This window comes from Stenotrophomonas sp. YJH_SMC_25 (assembly GCF_059369595.1).
Genome location: NZ_JCAFSV010000024.1, coordinates 1 through 24,044, shown reverse-complemented (window position 1 = coordinate 24,044; position 24,044 = coordinate 1). Strand labels below are relative to the sequence as shown.

The 24,044-nt window shown below is 67.5% G+C and carries 20 protein-coding genes; 16 read left to right on the top strand and 4 right to left on the bottom strand.

Annotated features, from left to right (window positions below; translation table 11 throughout):
* From AC5P7E_RS20440 to AC5P7E_RS20430, 3 genes are read left to right on the top strand one after another with little or no spacing between them, the layout of a single operon-like run.
* Window positions 1–6,678, top strand: coding sequence for an Hpt domain-containing protein (locus AC5P7E_RS20440; protein ID WP_114619183.1), 6,678 nt, complete (start codon window positions 1–3; stop codon window positions 6,676–6,678).
* Entirely contained in the window at window positions 6,665–7,990 is a 1,326-nt protein-coding gene (locus AC5P7E_RS20435) for a chemotaxis protein CheB (RefSeq protein ID WP_114619182.1), read from the top strand. Before AC5P7E_RS20440 ends, AC5P7E_RS20435 begins: the two co-directional genes overlap by 14 nt.
* Window positions 7,987–8,451 carry a chemotaxis protein CheW gene (locus tag AC5P7E_RS20430; RefSeq protein ID WP_005410712.1) on the top strand — a complete coding sequence of 155 codons (465 nt, stop codon included), beginning with the start codon at window positions 7,987–7,989 and terminating at the stop codon, window positions 8,449–8,451. The genes AC5P7E_RS20435 and AC5P7E_RS20430 overlap by 4 nt, the downstream gene beginning before the upstream one ends.
* A gap of 102 nt (window positions 8,452–8,553) precedes the next feature.
* On the opposite strand, the gene AC5P7E_RS20425 is transcribed toward AC5P7E_RS20430, so the two are convergent.
* Complete coding sequence (locus AC5P7E_RS20425; protein WP_114619181.1) at window positions 8,554–9,291, bottom strand: 16S rRNA (uracil(1498)-N(3))-methyltransferase; 738 nt, start codon at window positions 9,289–9,291, stop codon at window positions 8,554–8,556.
* Window positions 9,282–10,673 carry an adenosylmethionine--8-amino-7-oxononanoate transaminase gene (gene bioA / locus AC5P7E_RS20420; RefSeq protein ID WP_231347395.1) on the bottom strand — a complete coding sequence of 464 codons (1,392 nt, stop codon included), beginning with the start codon at window positions 10,671–10,673 and terminating at the stop codon, window positions 9,282–9,284. The genes AC5P7E_RS20425 and bioA overlap by 10 nt, the downstream gene beginning before the upstream one ends.
* A gap of 77 nt (window positions 10,674–10,750) precedes the next feature.
* Between bioA and nudE the strand changes: the two genes are divergently transcribed.
* The 10 genes from nudE to AC5P7E_RS20370 all read left to right on the top strand — a co-directional run bounded on the left by nudE (window position 10,751) and on the right by AC5P7E_RS20370 (window position 18,425).
* Window positions 10,751–11,314, top strand: coding sequence for an ADP compounds hydrolase NudE (gene nudE / locus AC5P7E_RS20415; protein ID WP_114619179.1), 564 nt, complete (start codon window positions 10,751–10,753; stop codon window positions 11,312–11,314).
* Complete coding sequence (gene cysQ, locus AC5P7E_RS20410; protein ID WP_005410708.1) at window positions 11,311–12,114, top strand: 3'(2'),5'-bisphosphate nucleotidase CysQ; 804 nt, start codon at window positions 11,311–11,313, stop codon at window positions 12,112–12,114. Before nudE ends, cysQ begins: the two co-directional genes overlap by 4 nt.
* Window positions 12,115–12,127: 13 nt before the next feature.
* Window positions 12,128–12,967: a nucleoside triphosphate pyrophosphohydrolase gene (gene mazG / locus AC5P7E_RS20405; protein WP_111151233.1), complete on the top strand. Its 840-nt coding sequence runs from the start codon at window positions 12,128–12,130 to the stop codon at window positions 12,965–12,967.
* Window positions 12,964–13,293, top strand: a complete 330-nt coding sequence (locus tag AC5P7E_RS20400) for a YnfA family protein (RefSeq protein ID WP_061478892.1) — start codon at window positions 12,964–12,966, stop codon at window positions 13,291–13,293. Before mazG ends, AC5P7E_RS20400 begins: the two co-directional genes overlap by 4 nt.
* A gap of 125 nt (window positions 13,294–13,418) precedes the next feature.
* Complete coding sequence (locus AC5P7E_RS20395; RefSeq protein WP_005410705.1) at window positions 13,419–13,721, top strand: Mpo1-like protein; 303 nt, start codon at window positions 13,419–13,421, stop codon at window positions 13,719–13,721.
* 66 nt (window positions 13,722–13,787) lie between these two features.
* On the top strand, window positions 13,788–14,747 hold the full coding sequence (locus AC5P7E_RS20390) for an SPFH domain-containing protein (protein ID WP_005410704.1): 960 nt from the start codon (window positions 13,788–13,790) through the stop codon (window positions 14,745–14,747).
* A gap of 1 nt (window position 14,748) precedes the next feature.
* On the top strand, window positions 14,749–15,195 hold the full coding sequence (locus tag AC5P7E_RS20385) for an NfeD family protein (RefSeq protein WP_049448751.1): 447 nt from the start codon (window positions 14,749–14,751) through the stop codon (window positions 15,193–15,195).
* 358 nt (window positions 15,196–15,553) lie between these two features.
* Window positions 15,554–16,666 (top strand): glycine cleavage system aminomethyltransferase GcvT, encoded by a 1,113-nt coding sequence (gcvT, locus tag AC5P7E_RS20380; RefSeq protein WP_024958146.1) that lies wholly within the window; start codon window positions 15,554–15,556, stop codon window positions 16,664–16,666.
* Window positions 16,667–16,759: 93 nt separating this feature from the next.
* A complete protein-coding gene (gcvH, locus tag AC5P7E_RS20375; RefSeq protein ID WP_005410701.1) occupies window positions 16,760–17,155 on the top strand; it encodes a glycine cleavage system protein GcvH in 396 nt (131 codons plus the stop codon).
* Window positions 17,156–17,768: 613 nt separating this feature from the next.
* Window positions 17,769–18,425, top strand: coding sequence for a histone (locus AC5P7E_RS20370; protein WP_174842241.1), 657 nt, complete (start codon window positions 17,769–17,771; stop codon window positions 18,423–18,425).
* 120 nt (window positions 18,426–18,545) lie between these two features.
* Here AC5P7E_RS20370 and AC5P7E_RS20365 read toward each other — a convergent pair whose 3' ends face one another.
* Entirely contained in the window at window positions 18,546–19,439 is an 894-nt protein-coding gene (locus AC5P7E_RS20365) for a LysR substrate-binding domain-containing protein (RefSeq protein ID WP_049459290.1), read from the bottom strand.
* Window positions 19,440–19,553: 114 nt separating this feature from the next.
* On the opposite strand from AC5P7E_RS20365, the gene AC5P7E_RS20360 reads away from it, so the two are divergent.
* Window positions 19,554–20,312 (top strand): SDR family NAD(P)-dependent oxidoreductase, encoded by a 759-nt coding sequence (locus AC5P7E_RS20360; protein WP_114619178.1) that lies wholly within the window; start codon window positions 19,554–19,556, stop codon window positions 20,310–20,312.
* 99 nt (window positions 20,313–20,411) lie between these two features.
* Here AC5P7E_RS20360 and AC5P7E_RS20355 read toward each other — a convergent pair whose 3' ends face one another.
* Complete coding sequence (locus AC5P7E_RS20355) at window positions 20,412–21,812, bottom strand: serine hydrolase domain-containing protein (RefSeq protein ID WP_005410697.1); 1,401 nt, start codon at window positions 21,810–21,812, stop codon at window positions 20,412–20,414.
* 324 nt (window positions 21,813–22,136) lie between these two features.
* Between AC5P7E_RS20355 and AC5P7E_RS20350 the strand changes: the two genes are divergently transcribed.
* On the top strand, window positions 22,137–23,426 hold the full coding sequence (locus AC5P7E_RS20350; RefSeq protein WP_181453403.1) for an NTP/NDP exchange transporter: 1,290 nt from the start codon (window positions 22,137–22,139) through the stop codon (window positions 23,424–23,426).
* A gap of 42 nt (window positions 23,427–23,468) precedes the next feature.
* On the top strand, window positions 23,469–23,819 hold the full coding sequence (locus AC5P7E_RS20345) for a DUF1304 domain-containing protein (RefSeq protein WP_114619177.1): 351 nt from the start codon (window positions 23,469–23,471) through the stop codon (window positions 23,817–23,819).
* Window positions 23,820–24,044 lie beyond the last annotated feature (225 nt).

Here is a 24,044-nt window from a genome sequence, read left to right as displayed (position 1 = left end):
ATGAGCAGTCTGCGCGATGCGATGAGCCACGCAGCGCTGGGCTGGGTCAAGCCCGAGCTGGACGAGACCCTGCGCCAGGTGCGCAACGAAGTCGAGTACTACGCGGAAGACCCGACCGACGCCAGCCGCATGCGCATCTGCGCCGGCTACCTGCACCAGGTACAGGGCACCCTGCGCATGGTCGAGCTGTACGCCCCGGCCATGGTGGCCGAGGAGCTGGAACAGCTGGCCAATGCCATCGGCGCCGGTGGCGTGGCCGATCGGGATGAAGCCTGCGCGACCCTGATGCGTGGCAGCGTGCTGCTGCCCGATTACCTGGAGCGCCTGCAGAACGGTCACCGTGACATCCCGATCGTGCTGATGCCGCTGCTGAACGAGATCCGTGCCGCACGTGGCGAAGAGGGCGTGCATGACAGCGTGCTGCTGGCATTCGCACCGGACAGCATCACCGCCACCGAGGCCGAGCTGGACCATGCCCGTGGCAGCCTGAGCGGGCGCAACCGCGAGCTGCTCGATACCGTGGGCAGTGCAGTGAAGGAAGAACTGCTGCGCATCAAGGATGCGCTGGACCTGCACCTGCGTACCGGCGGTGCGCCGGAGCAGCTGCAGACCCAGGCCAACGAGCTCGGTGCGGTCGCCGATACGCTGGGCATGATGGGCCTGGGCGTGGCCCGCGGCGTGGTCGTGCAGCAACGTGATGCCCTGCGTGGCGTGGTCGAGGGCCGCCAGCAGATCGACGAAAACCTGCTGCTGGATATCGCCGGGGCGCTGCTCTACGTGGATGCGTCGCTGGATGACCAGGTCGCCCATCTGGGCGCCGGCGGCAGTGGCCAGGACGATCCGAGCGCAGTGGAGAACCGGCGCACGGTAGAGGTGCTGGCGCACGAGGCCATCGCCAACTTCGCCGCCGCGCGCGAGCACTTCGTCGCGTTCATTGAAACCAGCTGGAACCATGCCGAGCTGCACGACGTGCCGCGCCTGCTGGGCGATGTGTCCGGTGCGCTGCGCATGCTCGACCTGGGTACCGCCGCCGATTACCTGCGCGGTGTGCAGCAGTACATCGAAGCCGAGCTGATCGGTCGCCAGCGCGTGCCGAGTGGCCGTCAGCTGGACACGCTGGCCGATGCCATGGCCAGCCTGGAGTACTACCTCGAAGCCCTGCGCGACCGTCGCCCGGGCCGCGAGGACATCCTCGACATCACCCGCAGCAGCCTTGAGGCGCTGCGCTACTGGCCGTTGCCGGACCACGATGCGGCTGAGCCGGCAGCGTCCGTGCCGCAGTCGATCGAGCGTGAGCCGGTCGTGCTGCAGGGCGAGGCACTGCAGCCAGAGCACATCGAGATCCCGGTACAGTCGGCCGCGCCGGCACCCGGTGAGGTGCCGGTACCGCTGCCGGACTTCACCTTCGATCCGCCACCGGCCACGCCTTCGCCGGCAGCGGCGGACAACAGCTTGATGTTTGGTGGGCTGGGATCCGTCGCGTCCGCGCCGCTGTCGCTGCGTGACGAGTCGGATGCACCGCTGGTCTTTGCCGCCTCCAGTGCACCTGCACCCGAGGTCCCGCAATGGGATCTGGCACCGTTCCATCCTGAGACCGATCCGCTCGCTCCAGCGGACGATGAGCGCAGTCCGACGTTTGCCAGCTTCGATCCGGTCAGTTTCGAACAGCTCGATGCAGGGCAGGGGGCCGCCGCCCATTGGACGCTGTCGGAGGCGGCTCTGCCAGTGCAGTCCAATGCGACAACCGGCCTGGACGTAGAGGACGCCGCCGACGCCTCGCTGTCCATCGAGACCGGCGCGCATGACGCACCGGGGTTCGACCCGGTGGCCGCCGAACATGACGCGGTTTCTGCAAGTGACGACGTCGTGTTCCGTTTCGATGCCGATGCGCTGGACAATGCCGACGACGTGTTGTCGCTGCATGCGATGGAGGCATTGTCGCTGGAGGACGCTGCCGGGCTGCATCCGTCGCTGGAGAGCGTCGATGCCACTGCCCCTGCGGTGGTGGAAGAGAGCCCGGCTGCCGCAGAGCCGGACATCACCCCTGTGGATGTGCCGGTGGAAGCGCCCGCACCGCTTGCCGATGTGCCGGCAGCGGCGGTGTCGATGATCGACATCGACACCATCGCACCGATTGATTTCAGCGAAGCCGACGCGCAGTTCTTTGCCGAGCTGAGCGCTGCCGCCGCGGACTTCAATCCGCAGGCGACCCCGACGCCGGCCGATGCGGAAGCGCTAGTCGCCGTGGGCAGCGCGGAAGATGCAGACGCCGGCTTCGAGGCCGGCTTCGACGACGATGCCGAGAACATCGACGAGGACATCCGCGAGGTGTTCCTGGAAGAGTTCGACGACGAACTGGCCAACCTCGGAACGTTGCTGCCGGCATGGCGCATGCAGCCGGACAACATGGACCGTCTGCGTCCCATCCGCCGCATCTTCCATACGCTCAAGGGCAGTGGCCGACTGGTCGGTGCACGCACCCTGGGCGAATTCGCGTGGAAGATCGAGGGCATGCTCAACCGCGTGCTCGACGGCAGCCGCCCGGCGACGCCAGCCGTGCTGGCCATGGTCGACAACGCGCATGCCGCGCTGCCGCAGCTGAACGCCGCGTTGCGTCATGGCCAGCGGATCAGCGTGGACCTGCAGGCGATGCAGGCCATTGCCGATCGCGTCGGCGCGGGTGAGGAAACCTATTACGTACCGCTGCCGGTTGCGGCCGCTCCCGCCGCACCGGTGGTCGAAGCCGATGGCGAGGACGAGATCAGCCGCATTCTCGAAGCCGAAGCAATGGCGTCGGTGCAGGCTGAAGCCGATGCGGACCCGGCGCCTGAAGCATTGGGCACGCCGGCCAACATCGACAGCGTGCTGCGCGAGATCCTGGAAGCCGAAGTGGAAGTCCACCAGGCGACCCTGCAGGACTGGCTGCGCTTGGCACAGCAGGCGCCGCAGCCGGTCAGCGACGCGCTGTTGCGCGCGGTGCACACCATGAACGGCGCCTTCGCGATGACCGAAGTGCCGGAAATCACTGCCGTTACCGGCGGTGCCGAGTCCTACATCAAGCGCGCGCTGGCTGCAGACGTGGTACCGGGCGACGAGGGCGTGGCCGCGCTGGATGCGACCGCGCAGGCGATCACCGCGACCATGGAAGCGCTGCAGGCCGAGCAGCCGCGCATCACGCCACAGGAAGCGCTGGTACAGCGCCTGCAGGCGCTGGCCGGTGAACTGCCGGAAGCGCGCTGGCCGATGGTCGGGCTGGGAGACGAGGATGAAGAGGGCATCGAGCTGGCGCCCGATGTCGGGCAGGCATCCGAAGCCGAAGCGCCGCTGGCCGGGCTGGACACGCTGGACGAAACCAGCATGGCGTCCGCTTTCGACGCGGCGCCCGATCTCAGTGCCGAGCCGCAGCCGCTTGCCGAAGATGCGCTGGAACCGGTTCCAGCTGCAATCGACCCGCAGACGCTGAACGTCGCAGCCGACAGCGGCCTGAACGTGGGCGAGCTGACCGCCAGCGACGATCTTTCGCGTTACTTCGACGCCGGCTGGCCGTCGGTGCCGGGCGAAGGTGAACCTGCCGTGGCGGACCCCGGCGCGTTTGAATCGATCCAGCCGGTCGAGAGTGCGCCTGTTGTCGAAGTGGCCGAAGCAGATGCCGTGCCCACGATCGCGACGGTCGACGACGCTGATCTGACCATGGCCGACGATCTGTCGCCCTACCTCGACGCCAGTGCGCTGCCGGTGGATGACCGCGACGCGGAAGAGCGGCCGGTGCCTGCGGAAGTTGACGCGATCGACCTGAATACGCCGTTGTCCTTTGATTCGGGCAGTGGCGATGACAGCGTCATTGACGCCGCTGCTGCACTGCCACTCGACAGCGGGCTGTCGAGCCTGCAGGATGAAATGGCTGCGCCGGGTTTTGCAGAACCGGTCACGCTGGCAGCCGCGCTCGAGGCCGGCCTGCACGTGATCGAAGACGAGCAGACCCTGGACGACGACGGGCAATGGCCCGTGCTCGGCCTCCAGGCCAGCGAACTCGCGCCGGGCGAGGCGGAAGCCTTTGCCGAGGATGCGGACGTCGGCGGGGAGGCGGCGGTCGGCGAAGGAGAGAGCGCCGATCAGCCGTCCCCGGCGACGGTGAACGAGGTGAGCGCTGCCGAAGCACTGCAGGCCACCGCCGAGCCGGTGCGGTTCTTCGAACTGGAAGAAGCGCCGGGGCAGGGCACGGCCAACACCGATGCCGAACCTGCCGAGGCCGACGCCGGAGAGCGGGCGCCGCTCCACGATGAAGCCTCCACCCTGGAAGACACCGCGGATGGCGCCGATGCGCTCGACTTCAGTGTGTACGACCGCGAACTGGTCGACATCTTCGTCGAGGAAGGCAAGGACCTGCTCGACCACTGCGATGGCCTGATCAGCGAGCTTCGCAATGCGCCGCAGGATCGCGAGGTGCTGGCCGGCCTGCAGCGTGACCTGCATACCCTGAAGGGTGGCGCACGCATGGCCGGCATCAATGCCATCGGCGACCTTGGCCACAGCATCGAATCCCTGCTGGAAGCCGTGGCGGCCGGCCGCACCGAGATTGATCGCCGCGACGTGCAGCTGCTGGAGCGCGGCTTCGACCGCCTGCACCAGCTGCTGACGCGGACCGGTGCCCACCGCGTGGTGGCGCCTGCACAGGACCTGGTGGAGGCCTTCGAGGTCCGCACCACCACCGATATCGCGGCGGCCGCTGCGGCCGCGCGTGCGGCCAGCGAGGCCGAGGCCGTGCCGGCACAGGCTGTGGGCCCGCTGACGACGCCGGCCGATGCCCCGCTGTCGGCACCACTGCCGGCCGAAGGCGTGGCCGACGAAGATCCGCTGGCGCGTCCGCAGCAGGAGCAGGTGCGGGTGCGCGCCGACCTGCTCGACCGCCTGGTCAACCATGCCGGTGAAGTGGCGATCTATCGCTCGCGTCTGGAACAGCAGCTGGGTGCCTTCCGTGGTGCCATGGCCGAACTGGAGCGCACCAATGCGCGACTGCGCGACCAGCTGCGCCGACTCGACCTGGAAACCGAGGCGCAGATCGTCGCCCGCTACCAGCGCGAGCAGGACCAGGCGGACCAGAAGTTCGATCCGCTGGAACTGGACCGTTTCTCCACCCTGCAGCAGCTCAGCCGTGCGCTGAACGAGTCCGCCGCCGACCTTGGCGGCCTGCAGGGCGTCCTGGACGATCTGTCGCGCCAGTACGACTCCCTGCTGCAGCAGCAGTCGCGCGTAAGCTCGGAACTGCAGGATGGCCTGATGCGCGCGCGCATGGTGCCGTTCGACGGTCTGGTGCCGCGCCTGCGCCGCGTGGTCCGCCAGTCCGGCATGGATACCGGCAAGCAGGTCCACCTGACCCTGGAAGGTACCCACGGCGAACTGGACCGCAACGTCCTCGACCGCATGGTCGCGCCGCTGGAACACATGCTGCGCAACTCCGTGGCCCATGGCCTGGAGGCGCCGGAACAGCGCCGCGCCGCCGGCAAGCCGGAGGAGGGCGAGATCGCCATCCGCCTGCACCGCGAAGGCTCGGAAATCGTGCTGGAAGTGGCCGATGACGGCGCCGGCCTGGACCGCGAGGCGATCCGCCGCCGCGCCATCGACCGTGGCCTGCTGGCTGCCGATGCGCAGCCGAACGAGCAGGAACTGGACAACCTGATCTTCGCCTCTGGTTTCACCACCGCTGACCAGGTCAGCCAGCTGGCCGGCCGTGGCGTGGGCATGGACGTGGTGCGCAACGAAGTGCGCCAGCTGGGCGGTTCGGTCGATATCCAGTCAGTGCGGGGCCAGGGCGTGCGCTTCACCCTGCGCCTGCCGCAGACGCTGGCGGTCACCCAGGCGGTGTTCGTGCAGATCGGCGAAACCACCTTTGCGGTGCCGGTCGCATCGGTCAGTGGCATCGGCCGCCTGTCGCGCGAGCGTTTCGAAGCGGCCGACAGCAGCTATCGCTACAGCGGCGAGGACTATCCGCTGTACGACCTCGGCAGCCTGGTCGGGCAGGCCCCGGCGCGTGCCGATGGCCAGGACCAGGTACCGCTGCTGCTGGTCCGTGCTGGTGACCTGCGTGCCGCCGTGGCGATCGACCAGGTGCTGGGCAACCGCGAAATCGTGGTCAAGCCGGTCGGCCTGCAGATCGCGTCGGTGCCGGGCATCTACGGTGCAACCATCACCGGCGATGGCCGCGTGGTGGTGATCCTGGACGTAGCGCCGCTGGTGCGCCGCTTCCTCGCCAACCCGACGCTTCCGGTGCTGGCCAACGCGCCACGCCAGGAGCGCCAGGTGCCGCTGGTGATGGTGGTGGACGATTCGCTGACCATGCGCAAGGTGACCGGGCGCATCCTCGAACGCCACAACTTCGAGGTCAGCGTCGCCCGCGACGGCGTGGAAGCACTGGAGCGCCTGGAAGAACGCGTGCCCGACCTGATGCTGCTGGACATCGAGATGCCGCGCATGGATGGTTACGAGCTGGCCACCGCGATGCGTGCCGACCCGCGCTACAAGGACGTGCCGATCGTGATGATCACCTCGCGCAGCGGCGACAAGCACCGCCAGCGCGCCTTCGAGATCGGCGTGCAGCGCTACCTGGGCAAGCCGTACCAGGAGCTGGACCTGATGCGTAACGTGTACGACCTGCTGGGGATCGCCCGTGTCCGTGAGTGAAGCCCAGGCGGCCCCGGCCGTCGCCCTGCTGGCCCGTCCTGGCGCGGCGCGCGAGCGCCTGCGCGAGGCGTTGTCGCATGCCGATGTGCAGCTGGTGCTGGAAGACGATCCTAACGGCCTGGAGCCGCTGCTGCTGCAGGACGCGCGTCCACAGTTCGTGGTGATCGCGCTGGAAGCGGCCATCGAGGATGCTCTGGAGCGGCTTGAAGCGGTGCTGTCCGCACCAGGCCTGACCCTGGTCTTCGACGAAGCCGAGCTGGCGGCGCGCCGTGATGGCTGGGAGGCACAGCGCTGGGGCCGCCACCTGGCCGCCAAGCTGCACGGCCACCAGCAGGTGCTGCCGCCGGGTGCGGAAGACGAACCCGCCCTGCAGCTGGAACCGGGCCACCCGGCACCGCCGCCGGCACCACGGGAAGAAGCGCTCCAGCCGCATCTGGACCAGGCATTGAGCTGGGCCGACGAGGTACCGGCGGACAGCCTGTATGCGCCACCGGCGCACCTGCACGAACCGATCGCGCTGGAGCAGGCACTGGCCGCGCTGCAGCCGGCGGTGCCGGAGCCGCTGGAGGCAGCGCCGATGCAGCCGGTTGCCACACCGGCAACGCCGCCGGTGTCCTTCGACCACACCGCGTGGTCACTGGTCGAGGACGTAGCAGACGCACCCGCAGCCACCGGGTACAGCGCCGCGATGGAAGCCCCGCTGCCGTCCTTCGATACCGATCACCTCAGCCTGGTGGACCTGGACACTGCGGCGCCTGCGGGCGCACGTGCCGGCTCGCTGCTGGTGCTGGCCGGCATTGGCGGCCCGGATGCGCTGCGCCGCCTGCTCGGTGCGCTGCCATCGTCGCTGAGCGTGCCGGTGCTGGTGCACATGCGCCTGGACGGTGGCCGCTACGGCAACCTGGTCAAGCAGATGGCACGGGTGTCGCCGCTGCCGGTGCAGCTGGCCGAAGCCGGCCAGCGTGCAACACCCGGTGAAGTGCACGTGCTGGCCGATGACATCGGCGTGCAGGCAGCCAGCGACGGCCTGTATTTCGTCAGCGACGCGCAAGGCATTTCGATTGCCGGGCTGCCGGCCGACCACACTGCGCTGGTCCTGCTCAGCGGCGCCGACCTTGCGCATGTGGGTCCGGCGCTGGATCTGGCCGCCGCCGGTGCCTGGGTGGCCGGGCAGGTCGGCGAGGGCTGCTATGACCCTGCCGCAGCCACGGCGGTGGTCGCCGCTGGCATGGTGGCGGGTGAGCCACAGGAACTGGCGCAGGCCATCGCCTCGCGCTGGGGCGTGGAAGACGATAACGGAGAGGCACCATGAGCTATGCCAGCAATGACGAAATCCGCGGCGTCCTGATCCAGGCCGGCAACGAGCGCGTGCTGCTGCCCAATGCCACCGTGGCCGAAATGATGTCGCGGGTGCCGGTGCAGCCGGTTTCCGACGCCCCGCGCTGGCTGGTCGGCGAAATCGGCTGGCACGGCTGGCAGGTGCCGCTGGTGTCGTTCGCGCGCCTTTCCGGCCTGGGCGAGGAAGCCGTGGGCGGCCACAACAAGGTCGTCGTGCTGAAGGCCCTCAGCGGCAACGCGCAGCGCCCCTACTACGCGCTGCTGACGCAGAATTTCCCGCAGTTGATCTCGGTGCCGCGCGATGGCCTGCTGGCCGATGCTTCCGAGGAAACCCTGCCGCAGATCGTGCACATGCGCGTGCTGCTGGGTGAGCAGAGCGCGCTGCTGCCGAACCTGGATGCGCTGGAAGCCGCGCTGGATTCGCTGGCGGCCTGATCGGCAATCCGCCGGTCGGGTTCCCGGTAGTGCCGGCCGCTGGCCGGCAACCTCGTGATCCCTTGGATGCCGGCCAGCGGCCGGCACTACCACCAATCAACCTTACCCCAGGTCGCCCAACCGCGCCTGCAATGCCGCGATCGCGGCCAGCCCGGCGGTCTCCGTGCGCAGGATGCGCGGCCCCAGCTGCAGGCCCTGGAATCCTGCCGCTGCCAGCTGATCCCGGTCGCGCGGCGACCAGCCGCCTTCCGGGCCGATCGCGATCACGATGCCGCCCGTCGGCGCCGCGTCGAGCGTCGACAGGCGATGGGCACCGTGCGGGTCCAGCGTCAGCCGCAGCGTATCGGCCGGCAGCGTCGTCGCCGCCTGCGCCAGTGACACCGGCGATCCAACCTGCGGAATGCGGGCGCGCCCGGACTGGCCGCAGGCCGAGGTCACCACGTTGTTCCAGTGCGCTACGCGCTTCTCCGCGCGCGCGGCATCCAGCTTCACTTCGGTGCGCTCGGCATTCACCGGAACGATGGCGCTCACGCCCAGCTCGGTGGCCTTCTGCAGGATCAGGTCCATTTTCTCGCCTCGGGCAATGCCCTGCAGCAGAGTGATCGCCAGCGGCGATTCGTTGTCCACCGCCTGCACCGCATCGATGCGCACCTGCACCTCGCGCTTGCCGGCGGCAATCAGCGTGGCGCTGTAGTCGTGGCCATCGCCGTTGAACAGCACGCAGGTATCACCCTCGCGCAGGCGCATCACCCGCACCAGATGGTTGGCCGTCTCTTCCGGCAGGGTCACGGTCTGGCCGCTGTGCAGCGCCAGGTCGATGGGGCAGCGGGTCACGCGCATGCAATCGCCTCGTCAATCGCCGCCAGCGTGGTATGTGCCAGCAGCTCCAGTTGTTCGTCATCCACGCAGTAGGGTGGCATCCAGTACAGCACGTCGCCCAGCGGACGCAGCACCACGCCACGTTTCAGCGCAGCCTTGTAGGCGTGCAGGCCCAGTCGCAGCGCCGGATCGAACGGCGTGCGCTTGTTGCCATCCCGCGACAGCTCGAAGGCCACCACCATGCCGGCCTGGCGGACGTCGGCCACGTGCGGATGGTCGCTCAATGGCGCAGCCAGCGCGCCCATCACCGAGGCGATGCCACGGTTGCGGGCGATCACATCGTCGTCGCGGAAGATGTCCAGCGTCGCCAGCGCAGCCGCACAGGCCAGCGGGTTGCCGGTGTAACTGTGCGAATGCAGGAAGGCGCGCTCGCGAGAGTCATCAAGGAAGGCGTCGTACAGCGCCTGCGTGGCCAGCACCGCGGCAACCGGCAGGAAGCCGCCGGTCAGGCCCTTGGACAGGCACATCAGGTCCGGCATCACCCCGGCCTGCTCGCAGGCGAACAGGGTGCCGGTGCGGCCGAAGCCTGTGGCGATCTCGTCGGCGATCATGAATGCGCCGTGCGCATCACACAGTTCGCGCACCCGCTGCAGGTACACCGGGTCATGCATGCGCATGCCGCCGGCGCACTGCAGGCGCGGCTCCAGGATCACCGCGCAGATCTCGCCGGGATGCTGGTCAAACAGGGTGGCCAGACCATCAGCGGCCTGGCGTGCGCGATCAGCCGCACTCTGGCCCGGCTCGGCCAGGTAGGCATCGGGCGAGGGCGCGAACAGGCCTTCGGCCAGCAGCGGCGCGTAGACGCGGCGGTACAGCGGAATGTCCGCCATCGCCAGCGCTCCAAGGGTCTCGCCGTGGTAACCGTTCTCCAGCGCGATGAAGCGCGTGCGCCGCGGCTCGCCGCGGTTCTGGAAGTACTGGAAGGCCATCTTCAGCGCGACTTCAACGCCGGCCGAGCCGTTGTCGGCATAGAACACCTTGGCCAGCGGCTCGCGGCCGGGCTGGCGTGGCGCCAGCGCCAGCAGGCGCTCGGCCAGGGTGATCGCCGGCTCATGGCCGAAGCCAGCCAGCATCACCTGTTCCAGCTGCCCGGCCTGCGCCGCGATGGCGCCGCCGATGCGCGGCTCGGCATGGCCGAACAGATTGGTCCACCAGCTGCTGACGGCGTCCAGGTAGCGGTTGCCGTCGTGGTCGATCAGCCATGCGCCTTCACCACGGGCGATCGGCACCAGCGGCAGGGTATGCGGGTGCTCACGCATCTGCGTGCACGGATGCCACAGCACCTGCAGGTCGCGTTGCCGCCAGTGCTGGGCCAGCGGGGAGGGGGTTGGGTCTGCTAGCATTTCGGGCTCATGAACATGTTGCTGCCTGCACATTCTATCGGCCCCGGCGCTGGCGCCGGCCGCCGTGGAGATTCCGCATGAACGATGACCGTGCCGGCCGGCGCTTGCCGATCATCCATCGGATCACCGATGAGGAGAACGGCCCCTTCCAGCGCCAGCACCTGGACCTGGAGTTCTCCAACGGTGAACGCCGCCGCTTCGAACGCCTGGTCAGCCGTGGCCATGGTGCGGTGGTGGTAGTGCCGATGCTCGACGACGAGACGGTGCTGCTGGTTCGTGAATACGCCGCCGGCATGCACCGCTATGAACTGGGCCTGGTCAAGGGCCGGATCGACGCCGGCGAAACCCCCGGGCAGGCCGCCGACCGCGAGCTGAAGGAAGAGGCCGGGTACGGTGCACGCCGGGTCGACGTGCTGCGCGCGATGACCCTGGCCCCCACCTACATGAGCCACCAGTCGTGGCTGGTGGTGGCACGCGACCTGTATCCGGAAAAGCTGGCCGGCGACGAGCCGGAAGAACTGGAGGTGGTGCCGTGGAAGCTGGCCGAACTGGACCAGCTGATGCTGCGCGAGGACTTCTCCGAGGGACGCTCGCTGGCGGCGCTGTTCATCGCTCGCCAGTGGCTGCAGGGAGCGCGATGATCAAACTGACCACGGACCTGCGCGAGACCGCCATCGCCATCGCCCAGGAAGCCGGACAGGCCATCATGCAGGTGTACGCCGATGGCTTCGAGGTGCAGATCAAGGACGACGACAGCCCGGTCACCGCCGCCGACCTGGCCGCCAACCAGGTCATCGAACTGGGCCTGCGCCAGCTGACCCCGGACCTGCCGATCCTGTCGGAGGAATCGGCGCAGGTGCCGTGGGAGCACCGCCGCCACTGGGGCGCGTACTGGCTGGTGGATCCGCTCGACGGCACCCGCGAGTTCGTCAAGCGCAATGGCGAGTTCAGCGTCAACATCGCGCTGATCTACCAGGGCGCACCTGCCTTCGGCGTGGTGTTGGCCCCGGTGACCGGCATCGTCTGGCATGCCATGCGTGGCGAGCTGGCCTATCGCCGGCAGGGCCTGCACGACACCGTGCTGCGCACCCGCACGCCGGCCACCGCCCCGCTGCGCGTCGCCGCCAGCCGCTCGCACCGCTCACCGGAAACCGAGGCGCTGCTGGCGCGCATGGGCCGCATCGAGACCATCGCGCAGGGCTCTTCGCTGAAATTCTGCCGGATCGCCGAAGGTGGCCTGGATGTCTATCCGCGGCTGGGCCCGACCTCCGAATGGGATACCGCCGCCGGCCAGTGCGTACTGCACGCCGCCGGCGGTGCGGTACTGTCGGCCGCGACCGGCAAGCCGTTCCGCTACAACCGCCGCGAAACCCTGTTGAACGGCGATTTCATTGCCCTTGGTGATACCAGCCTGCCGTGGCGCGACTGGTTGTCCGACTGACCCTGGAGGCCGCATGAGCGCGCACGACACCCCCACCACCGGCAGCGCCGCCGCCCACGAGCTGGAGCGCCTGCTGGCGATCATGGCGCGCCTGCGCGACCCGCAGGGCGGCTGCCCGTGGGATCTGGAGCAGAACTTCGCAACCATCGCGCCGTACACCATCGAGGAAGCCTACGAGGTGGCCGATGCGATCGACCGTGGCGATCTCGACGATCTCTGTGACGAGCTGGGCGACCTGCTGCTGCAGGTGGTGTTCCATGCGCGCATGGCCGAAGAGCAGGGGGCCTTTGCCTTCGCCGAGGTCGCACGCGCGATCAGCGACAAGATGCAGCGCCGCCACCCGCACGTGTTCGCCGACGTGAGCGTCGACGATGCCGACGGCGTGACGCGCAACTGGGAGGCGATCAAGCGTGCCGAGCGTGCCGCCAAGGGCGAGCAGGACACCTCCGCGCTGGCCGGCATTTCGCGCGGGCTGCCGGAATGGCAGCGGGCGGTGAAGCTGCAGTCGCGTGCGGCCAAGGTCGGCTTCGACTGGCCCGGCCCGTTGCCGGTGCTGGACAAGGCGGCCGAGGAACTGCAGGAACTGCGCGAGGAGTTCGAACGCGGCGATATCGCCGGCAACAAGGCGCGGCTGCAGGAAGAACTGGGCGACCTGCTGTTCGTCTGCGCCAACCTGGCGCGCCATGCCGACATCGACCTGGGTGCGGCGCTGCGCGGGGCCAACCACAAATTCGAACGCCGCTTCCGCGCGATGGAAGCGCAGGCCGACGCGCAGGGTGGGGCGCTGGCTGCGATGGGCCTGGATGCGCAGGAAGCGCTGTGGCAGCACGCCAAGGCAGCAGAAAAAGCGTGAAGACGCTTGGCCTGTTCCTGCTGACCGCGCTGGCCGAGATCGTCGGCTGTTACCTGCCATGGTTGTGGCTGCGCAAGGGAGGCAGCGTCTGGCTGCTGCTGCCGGCCGCGGCCAGCCTGGCCCTGTTCGCTTGGCTGCTGACTCTGCACCCGACTGCCAGTGGACGGGTCTATGCCGCCTACGGTGGCGTGTACATCGGCACCGCGCTGTTCTGGTTGTGGCTGGTCGACGGCATCCGCCCCAGCCGCTGGGACCTGTTCGGTGCAGCCCTGTGCCTGGCCGGCATGGCGGTGATCATGTTCGGGCCGCGCACCTCATCGGTGTAGAGCCGGGCCATGCGTGGCTGCGCCTCCTTCCGACTGCGCTCGCGCGCGCAAGCCGGGCATGGCTCGGCGCCACAAGGTCAGCGATGGTGCATGATGGCGACGACCCTGGTTCCCGGAGCACGCGCATGTCCCGCTTCGCCAGCTTCCGCGAGTTCTATCCGTTCTACCTCAGCGAGCATCGCCACCCGGTCTCGCGCCGGCTGCACTTCATCGGCAGCTGCGGCGTACTGCTGCTGGTCGCGGCAGCGATCCTGCGTGGGCAGCCGGTGCTGCTGCTGGCTGCCCTGTTCTGCGGTTACAGCTTCGCCTGGGTTGGCCATTTCTTTTTCGAGAAGAACCGCCCGGCCACCTTCCAGCACCCGCTGTACTCGTTCATGGGCGACTGGGTGATGTTCGCCGACATCCTGCGCGGGCGCATGCCCTGGTAGCTCCGCTGTGAATGCGGCCTTCACGCGCTATGCTGGGGCCTGGACGTCATAGATAAGGAAAGCAAGATGTTCCCGACCATGTTCTTTACCGTGGTGCTGGCCTTCGTGGCCGTGGTGATCCTGTTCAAGGCGGTACGGATGGTGCCCCAGGGCTACGAGTGGACCGTCGAGCGCTTCGGGCGCTACACGCACACCATGACCCCCGGCCTGCACTTCCTGATTCCGATCGTGTACGGGGTCGGGCGCAAGGTGAACATGATGGAGCAGGTGCTGGATGTACCCAGCCAGGAAGTGATCACCAAGGACAACGCCGCCGTGCGCGTGGACGGCGTGGTGTTCTTCCAGGTCCTGGATGCGGCCAAGGCCGCCTATGAGGTGGCCAACCTGGAAGTGGCGATGATCGCCCTGGTGCAGACCAACATCCGTACCGTGATCGGTTCGATGGACCTGGATGAATCGCTCAGCCAGCGCGAGGTGATCAATGCCCAGCTGCTGAGCGTGGTCGACCATGCCACCAACCCGTGGGGTGTGAAGGTCAACCGCATCGAGATCCGCGACATCCAGCCGCCGCGCGACCTGCTGGATGCGATGGCGCGGCAGATGAAGGCCGAGCGCGAGAAGCGCGCGCAGATTCTAGAGGCAGAGGGTTCACGCCAGTCGGAGATCCTGCGTGCCGATGGCGAAAAGCAGGCCACCGTGCTGGAGGCCGAAGGCCGTCGCGAAGCTGCATTCCGCGATGCCGAGGCGCGCGAACGCCTGGCCGAGGCCGAAGCAATGGCGACCAAGGTGGTGTCGGCGGCGATTGCCGAGGGCGACGTGCAGGCGATCAACTACTTCGTTGCCCAGAAGTACGTGGAAGCGTTCAAGGAGCTGGCCAGTTCGCCGAACCAGAAGCTGGTGCTGATGCCGATGGAGGCCAGTGGCGTGATCGGTTCGATCGCCGGCGTGGCCGAACTGGCGAAGCAGGCGCTGGCCAGCCAGGACAACAAGGCCGCCGGCAAGCGGCCGCCGCCGCTCGGAGGCTGACATGCGCTGGGAAGTCGTCGGTTGGGGCGCGCTGGCGCTGCTGCTGTTTGCCGCCGAGGCGTTGGCGCCCGGGGCGTTCATGCTGTGGATCGGCATTGGCGCGGCGGCGGTGTTCGTACTGGTTGCGGTGTTCAGCGGCATTCCATTGCTGTGGCAGGTCGTTGCCTTCGTCGTGCTGAGCGTTGTCTCGATCCAGTGCTACCGGCGCTGGGGCAAGGCAAGGGCGCGACCCAGCGATGCACCGTTGCTCAACCGCCGCGCCGAACAACTGGTCGGACGGGTGGTGCCGTTGCAGCAGGGTATCGTTGGTGGGCAGGGCCGGGTCAGCATCGACGACGCGTACTGGCAGGTCAGCGGCCCGGACCTGCAGGCCGGTGCCATGGTGCGGGTGGTAGCGGTGCAGGGCAGCACGCTGGTGGTCGAGTCTGCTGCGGGTAGAGTCGACTGATAGTCGACTGGCATGTGTTGGGTCGGGCGGGTTGGGTTCGCGGTACACGCCGTAAACCCCGCTCTGCGGTCCGGCCCAGCCGCTGGCGGCTGCGCGTTCGGGCGCTTGCGAAGCAGTGCTTCGCAAGCAAAGCGCCCCCAGGGATGGATTCACGGCGTGTCCCGATCGCCCATACCGCTCCGGCCAAGCCGTCGACTTCGCAGAGCCGATACGCTTTGGCTGTTGCCGTTGCCTGGCTTGTAAAAGGCGCCCGCCGGCCGCAGGCCGGCCAAACACCCCCGCTGCGCTGCGGCGCGACCTGCGGGCGACCGATCTGGGATAATGGGGATTCTTGTTTCCTCTGCTGCCGGACCCGGTCATGACCCAGAAGACGCTGCTCAACGATACCCACCGCGCCCTTGGCGCCAAGATGGTCGATTTCGGGGGTTGGGACATGCCCATCCACTACGGCTCGCAGCTGGACGAGCACCACCTGGTGCGTCGCGAGTCCGGGGTGTTCGACGTCAGCCACATGACCGTGGTCGACCTGCGCGGTGACCAGGTCAAGCCGTTCCTGCGCCGCCTGCTGGCCAACTCGGTCGACAAGCTGAAGGTGCCGGGCAAGGCGCTGTACTCGTGCATGCTGAATCCGCGCGGCGGCGTCATCGACGACCTGATCGTCTACTACCTGGGCGACGATTTCTTCCGCATGGTGGTCAATGCCTCCACCCGCGAAAAGGACCTGGCCTGGCTGCGCGAGCAGGCCGCGCCGTTCGGCGTCAGCGTCGAGCAGCGCCCGGACCTGGCCATCCTGGCCGTGCAGGGCCCGCAGGCGCGCGCGATCGTGATCGGCCTGGCCCGCGAATCCGAGCGCGAGGCGCTGACCAAGCTGGGCCGCTTCGCCGCCCTGCAGGTGCAGTCCGACGACGGCGTCGAGCTGTTCGTCGCCCGTACCGGTTACACCGGCGAAGACGGCTTCGAAATCCTGCTGCCGCAGGACGCGGTGGTCGCGTTCTGGAACCGCCTGCTGGCGGCGGGCGTGAAGCCGGCCGGTCTCGGCGCACGCGACACGTTGCGCCTGGAAGCCGGCATGAACCTGTACGGCCAGGACATGGACGAAGAGATCAGCCCGTACGAAGCGGCGCTGGCCTGGACGGTGTCGCTGGACGAAGGCCGCGACTTCATCGGTCGCGACGCGCTGGAAGCGCAGAAGGCTGCCGGCACAGCACGCCAGATGATCGGCCTGGTGATGGACGAGAAGGGCGTGCTGCGCCACGGCCAGGCGGTGACCACCGCTGGCGGCCAGGGCGAGATCCTGTCCGGCACCTTCTCGCCGACCCTGGCCAAGGGCATCGCTTTTGCCCGCGTGCCCGCCGGTGAACTCGGCGAGGTCACCGTCGACATCCGCGGCCGGCAGGTGCCGGTGCGCGTGGTCAAGTTCCCATTCGTGCGCGAAGGCCAGGCGCAGCCCGGCGTGCTCGCCGACGCCTGATCCGGACATGCCGGTCGTCACTGACAGCAGTGGCGGCCGGTTGGTTACACTAGCCCCGTTTTTTCCACCCCTGCATATCTCTGGAGCAGTCCCATGAGCGAGATCCCCGGCGACCTCAAGTTCCTCAAGTCCCATGAGTGGGCCCGTGTCGAAGGCAATGGCCGCGTCACCGTCGGTATTTCCGACCATGCCCAGGGCCTGCTGGGTGACCTGGTCTACGTCGAACTGCCGGAAGTCGGCGCCGACGCCAAGGCCGGCGAACAGATCGCCGTCGTCGAGTCGGTGAAGGCCGCCTCGGACGTCTACAGCCCGATCAGCGGCAAGGTTGTCGAGGTCAACTCGGCCCTGTCCGACAAGCCGGAAACCATCAACGAAGATGCCTACGGCGAAGGTTGGATGTTCGTGGTCGAACTGACCAACGCTGAAGAGGTCAACGAGCTGCTGGACCCGGACGCGTACGCCGAAGCCCTGGAGAACGACGACCACTGAGTCGTCGTTTCCGGGTTCTGCAACGGCCACCTTCGGGTGGCCGTTTTTGTTTTGGCGAGCACGTCGGGCTCATGACGCAGGGTTTGCTGCGCGCCCTCGACGCGGCATCAGCAGACCCGCGAACGGTACCGAGGGGCGTGCGCAGTTTTGCGCAAATCCGCGTTTCCGCCCCGCGCCGACGCGTCCGGATGTGAAAACTTTTCGCCCCCCGTTGCGGCGCCGTTGTGCTGGCGCTGGTGCCGGCGCCGGCCGGTGCCGGCGTTGCGTGCATGCAGTGGCCGCCAACATGCGTGCATCTGCGCAGAGTGCCTATTTCAAGTGGTTTTTGTTCAACGCTTGCGTTGTTGTTGCTGCAGGCAACGCGCGTGCGTGGTGCATTGTTGGTCGTCGAGGGCGGAGCGTCGCGACCGTGCAGGCAACACCGCGAATGGCGCGGATGTGAAAATTTTTCGCGGGGGTTGTTGACAGTAAAAAAAACCGTGATTAGGTTTCGCCTCAGCAGACCTTGCCTGCCAAACCGAGTGCGCAGAATCAATCGTCCGATGCGAAGCAGCCCCTTCAAGACCACCGCGACCCAGATGACGGTGGACATGGCCCCGCTTCCCCCGGAGAAATGCAAGGCACCTCCCGTTCCGATGCCCGCTCCGCCGATCGAGGCGGGCATTGCCGCATCCGTAACGGCGCGCTTGACGCGCCGGCGGTCCCCGCACGCAGCATCCGCGGGTTTGATCCACCTGGGCGTTTCAACTCCCTATCACTGACGAGGAGCCATCCCATGGCAACCAAGAAAGCTGCGAAGAAAAAGCCCGCCGCCAAGAAGGCGGTGAAGAAGGTCGCGAAGAAGGCCGCTGCCAAGAAGGCAGTGAAGAAGGTCGCGAAGAAGGCGACCGCCAAGAAGGCAGTGAAGAAGGCTGCGAAGAAGGTCGCCAAGAAGGCCACTGCGAAGAAGGCAGTGAAGAAGGCGGCGAAGAAGGTAGCCAAGAAGTCTCCTGCCAAGAAGACCGCGAAGAAGGTAGCCAAGAAGGCCACCAAGAAGACTGCCAAGAAGGCAACGGCCCGCAAGCCGGCCAAGAAGGTCGCGAAGAAGGCGACTGCCAAGAAGGCCGTCAAGAAGACCGCCAAGAAGGCAGTGAAGAAGACCGCGAAGAAGGCCACCAAGAAGGCTGCCCCGAAGAAGGCAGCGAAGAAGGTTGCCAAGCGCAAGCCGGCCGCCCGCAAGAAGAAAGCCGCTCCGGTCGCTCTGCCGGCAACCCCGGCGCCGCTGATCTAAGTACTTCCCGATAGCCGCATCCTGAAACCCCTTCCCTGGCTGCCCAGCGGGGAGGGGGTTTTTTTTATGGAGCCATTGGTAGCGTCGAGCCATGCTCGACCGCCTTGCTGACGGTCGATGCTAGCGGTGCGGCGCCGGTGGAAAGCGCTCCACCAGGAAATCGATGAAGCTGCGCAGGCGGGTCGAGGGGTAGCGGTCGTGGGCGTAGACCACGTGCATCGGCCGCCCCGCGTGGCCGTGTTCGGGAAACAGCTGCACCAACCGCCCAGCCTCGACATCCGCGGCCAGAAGCAGTGCCGATTGCAGCACGATGCCCAGCCCATGCAGCGCCGCTGTACGCAGCGCTTCGCCGTTGTTGATCTGCAGCCGACCTGTGGGCACATGGCCGAGCCCGCCAGCATCGGCCTGCAGCCACTGCGCCAGCGCGCTGGGTTCGAAGGACAGGCATTGGTGCCGGGCAAGCGCCAGCAGGTCGGGGGGCGTACCGTGCCGGGCGAGGTATCCGGGCGAGGCGCACATCATCAAGCGATATGGTGCCAATGCACGCGCCACCAGCACGCTGCTGTCGGCCAGCGTGCCGATGCGCAGGGCTGCTTCGAAACCCTCCTCTGCGAGGTCGACCACGCGGTCGGTCAGCACCGCGTCGACACGCACGTCGGGGTAGCGCGCCATGTAATCGGCCAACGCCGGCACCAGCGCATGCGTGCCGAAGATCACCGGCGCGCTGATGCGCAGCGTGCCTGCAGGTGCAAGGTGCTGGTACTGGGCCTGAGCATCGGTTTCCTCCACCAGCCGCAGGATCTCCCGGCAGCGGGCGTAGTAGTCCTCGCCGAACGGCGTCATGTGCTGGCGCCGGGTGGTACGACTGAGCAACTGCATGCCCAGCCGCGCCTCCAACGCACGCAGGTGCTTGCCGGCCATCGTCGGGGAGATGGCCAGTGCTGCCGCTGCAGCGCTGAGGCTGCCTTTGTCCACGATCAGCACGTACACCTGCATGCTTTCCAGCAGGTTCATCTGAAACTCCGGGTGTTGAATGCTGAAACTTTTGCGGAGTTTATCAATCACGGGTGATCAAACAGCATGCACTGCAGGGGCCGGATCCACCGGCCGTGCTGAAAGGAGAACACGATGGATTTGAATCTTGAGGGACGCACAGCGCTGGTCACCGGGGCGGGCAGTGGCATCGGTGCCGCTGTCGCCAGGCAACTGGCCGCCCAGGGCGTACGTGTTGCCATCTCGTCACGGCGGCAGGCACCGCTGCAGGCGCTGGCGGCAGGGATCGAAGCGGCGGGCGCACCCGCGCCGATCATCCTGCTGGGCGATGTCACTGACGCCGGGGACGTGCGACGCATTGCTGACGCGTCGCTGGCGGCGTTGCAGCAGGTGGACATCCTGGTCAACGCGGCTGGCGGTTCGCGGCCAACGACCGTCGATGCAGCCGACACGATCTGGGAGGAGGCATTGGCGCTGAACTTCTCTGCCGCACGACGGCTGACCCAGGCACTGCTGCCGGCGATGCAGGCGCAGGGATGGGGGCGGGTGATCAACTTCAGCGGTTCGATGGAGCCACGTTCGGTGAATGCCGCCACCGCGGCGAAGGCAGCGCTGCATCTGTGGAGCAAGGGGCTGTCGTCGGAGGTGGCTGGGCAGGGCATCACGGTGAATGCCATTGCGCCGGGTCGGATCAACAGCCCGCAGATCCTGGATCGCCTGCATCCCACCGAGGAAAGCCGACGCGCGTTCATCGCCAGTAACATCCCGATCGGGCGCTTCGGTGAGCCGGAAGAAGTGGCGCCGCTGGTGGCATTCCTCGCCTCGCCGCTGGCCGGTTACATCACCGGTGCAGTGATTCCGGTGGACGGCGGCATGCACTACTTCGCGCATTAGCGCTGCGTTTGTAGAGGCGAGCGCGGCTCGATTCCACAACAGCCAACAAAAAGGGCGGCCTGCAGGCCGCCCTTCATGCTCACGGTCGCGCCCGCCTGATCAGCGCGGCGACGCCACCGCGCGGTTGCTCGAAGCGCCCTTGCCCTTGCGCTTGTCCTGCTGCGCCGGGCTCGCGCCTTCGGCCATCAGGTTGTCGCTGCCGAAGTCGGTGTCCACATCCAGCCAGCGCTGTGCCGGCAGGCCGAGCGCGGAATCGAGCACGGTCGGCAGCAGGCCGCTGGGCAGGCCGCTCTCGCCATTCCACATGATGGCGATGCCGAGATCGCGTTCCGGCACCAGCGCGACCAGGCCGCGGTAGCCCTGTACGGCACCGGCATGGAACACCACGTCGTGGCCGGCGTAGTCGAAGGTGCGCCAGCCCAGCGCGTAGCCGGCCGAGTGCAGGCGCTCGCGGCGCCAGCCCGAACGCATCTCGCCGGGAGTGTTGATCAGGCTCGAATGCAGGGTGGCCAGCAGCGGTGCCGGCAGCACATCGGGGCGATGGCCGGTGTGCGCCAGCAGCCACTGCGCCATGTCGCTGGCGCTGGCGTTGACGCCAGCCGCCGGGGCAACACGGTAGTAGGTCGGCTTCGGTGTCAGCGACACCCAGCCGTTGCGGCTGCGCACGTGCGGACGCGCCCAGCGCGAGCTGGCCTGGATGCCGGCCAGGCCGAGGCTGGCATCGTTCATGCCCAGCGGCTTGAAGATGCGGCGCTCGACCGACTGCTCGTAGAAGCTGCCGGAGGCGGCATAGACGACGTCGCCGATCAGGCTGAAGGCCACGTTCTGGTAGGCGTAGCAGTCGCCCGGCAGGCACTTCAGGCTGGTGTTGGCCAGCTTCTGGGTCAGCGCGTAGTACTCGGCGTTGCCTTCGATGTCGCGGTCGTAGGCGTTGTAGGGCAGGCCGACGCGGTGGCTGAGCACATCGGCCACGGTCAGGCGGTCGGTGGCTTCGGGCGAGTTGAGGCGGAAGCCCGGCACGTAGTCGGTGACCTTGCTGTCCCAGCGCAGCGTGCCGTCGTTGACCAGCAGTCCGGCCATGGTGCCGGCGAAGGCCTTGGACAGCGAAGCCAGGCGGAACACGGTGTGGGCGTCGACCGGCAGCGGATTGTTGACGTCGGTAACGCCATAGCCGCGCGCGCTGAGGATGCGGCCACCCTGCACGATGGCCACGGCCATGCCCGGCACGCGCTCGCCATAGGTGAGCTGCTGCGCCATCGATTCGATATTGGCGACGTTGAAGCCTGCGGCGGGCGCCTGCACCTGCGGCACCAGCCCGGTACGGTAGGCCGCCGGCTGGGTGTGGGCAACGGCGGTGGCTGCAGCGGACTCGATGTTGGCCGGCATCGGCGGCAACGGCGGCGGGGTCTGCGCGGTGGTGGACAAGGCAACAGGCATCAACATGCCCAGCAAACCGGTGGCCGCCGAACGGATCGGACGACGCAGGCTGTTCTTTTTCATCGGTGGGACCCGTGCGCGACTGCTGATGGCGATTCTAGCGCCGCTTTTCCTCTGTGCACAAACAAAGCGAAGATGAATGCGCATCTCGTTGAAAAAGTTGGGATTTTGACGCCTCGAAAGCGTGTATCGGAACGTGTCATCCGGACCCGGTCATGACACCGCGTTGCGGCCTTCAAACGGCTACCTGCTGGCGATGTTGCAGTGCATTGGATAACGTACGCGCTTCACCGCCCCGGAGCCTGCCATGCCGCTGTCCAACCGCCGTCATCTGGCGAGGGACGCCGCGTGAGCGCGGTACGAGGGAAGGGCCCGCTGCAGGGGCTGATGGCGGCACTGCGCGAGTCCCCGGCGCTGTGGTGGTCGTTCCTGTACTTCTTCTGCCTGCTCAGCGGCTACTACGTGCTGCGTCCGGTGCGTGAAGCCATGGCCGCCTCGGCGGACCTGGAAACGGTGTTCCCGCCCGCGCTGATTGCCTGGTTCGCCGGTCACGGCATCGCGCTGAAGGACTTCGTCCTGCAGTTCCTGTTCTCCTGCGTGTTCGTGATCATGCTGGTGCTGCAGCCGGTGTACGGCTGGCTGGTCAGCCGCTTCCCGCGACGGGTGTTCCTGCCGGCGGTGTATGGGTTCTTCATCGTGACCCTGCTTGGCTTCTACATGATGTTCGACAGCGGCGTGCCTGGCCGCGGCATGGCTTTCTTCTTCTGGATCACCGTCTTCAACCTGTTCGCGGTGGCGGTGTTCTGGAGTTTCATGGCCGACGTGTTCTCCAACGCGCAGGCGCGGGCGTACTACGGCTACATCGGCGCGGCGGGCACCGTCGGCGCGTTCCTTGGTCCGGTCATCACCAGTGCGCTGGTGCAGCGTGTGGGCATCGCCAACCTGATGCTGGTGTCGGCCGGTTTCCTGGCGATCTGCTTGTTCTGCATCTGGCGCCTGCGGCACTGGGCGGTGCTGCGCGAGCAGGAGCAGCAGTTGGTATCGGGTGAGAAGCCGATGGGCGGCAGCGTGCTGGATGGCCTGAAACTGATCGTGCGCGAGCCGTTGCTGCGCTGGCTGGCGATCATGGTGGTGTTCGGCGTGGGCGTGGGGACGCTGCTCTACAACCAGCAGGCCGCGATCGTGCGTGCGGCGTTCACTGACCCGGCGGCCAGTACCGCGTTCTTCTCGCGCATCGACCTGGCGGTGAACGCGCTGGCGCTGCTGATGCAGGTGGGCCTGACCCGCTGGCTGCTGTCGCGCCACGGCATCGCGCCGGCGCTGCTGATTCCCGGTTTCGCGATCCTGATCGGCTTCTCGGTGCTGGCAGCCTCGCCGATGCCGTTGATGGTCGCGGTGGTGCAGGTGATGACCCGCGCCAGCGAATTTGCACTGGCCAAGCCGGCGCGCGAGACCATCTACACGCGCGTGGACCGGCAGTGGCGCTACAAGGCCGGCGCAGCGATCGACACCGTGGTCTACCGCGGTGCGGACCTGAGCTTTGCCTGGGTGCACAAGGGCCTGTCATTGTTCGGCTCGCACGTGGTGTTCATCGGCGGCATGCTGGTGGCCGCGTGCATGACCGCAGCCGCGTTCGGTGTACTGCGCGAAGAAAAGAAACTGCCGCGCGACCGCTGATTTTCCGGGGCCCGATCCCCATCCCTGTCCAAGGAACTGCCCATGTACTGGATCGCACTCACCCTGACGTTGCTCGTCGCCCTGCTGCACGTCTATTTCCTGATGCTGGAGATGTTCCTGTGGACCCGCCCGCTGGGCCTGAAGACCTTCCGCAACACGCCGGAGAAGGCGGAGACCACGCGGGTGCTGGCGGCCAACCAGGGCCTGTACAACGGCTTCCTGGCAGCAGGCATCGTGGTGGGGCTGGTGATCGGGCAGCCGGTGCTGGTGACGTTCTCGCTGGCCTGTGTGATGGTGGCGGGGTGCTATGGCGCGTACAGCGTGAGCCGGCGCATTTTCATGATCCAGGCGGTGCCGGCGATCCTGGCGTTGGTGTTTCGCGCGCTGGCGTAGTTTCCAGCCAACGGCGCAGCCCCTCGTGGGCTGGTCGCGGAATGCGGGTCGTGGATCTGGCCGGGCGGATGGGCTGGGCAGGGGACGCCGTAAACCCGTCCCTGAAGTGACCCCCGGGAGTTGGACGTCAGATCCAACCCCGAGGGATACATGAACAGATACGACGCACGTTTCAAACTGCAGGTCGCCAAAGAGGCCTGCAAGACCTCCACATCGGTCAAAGCC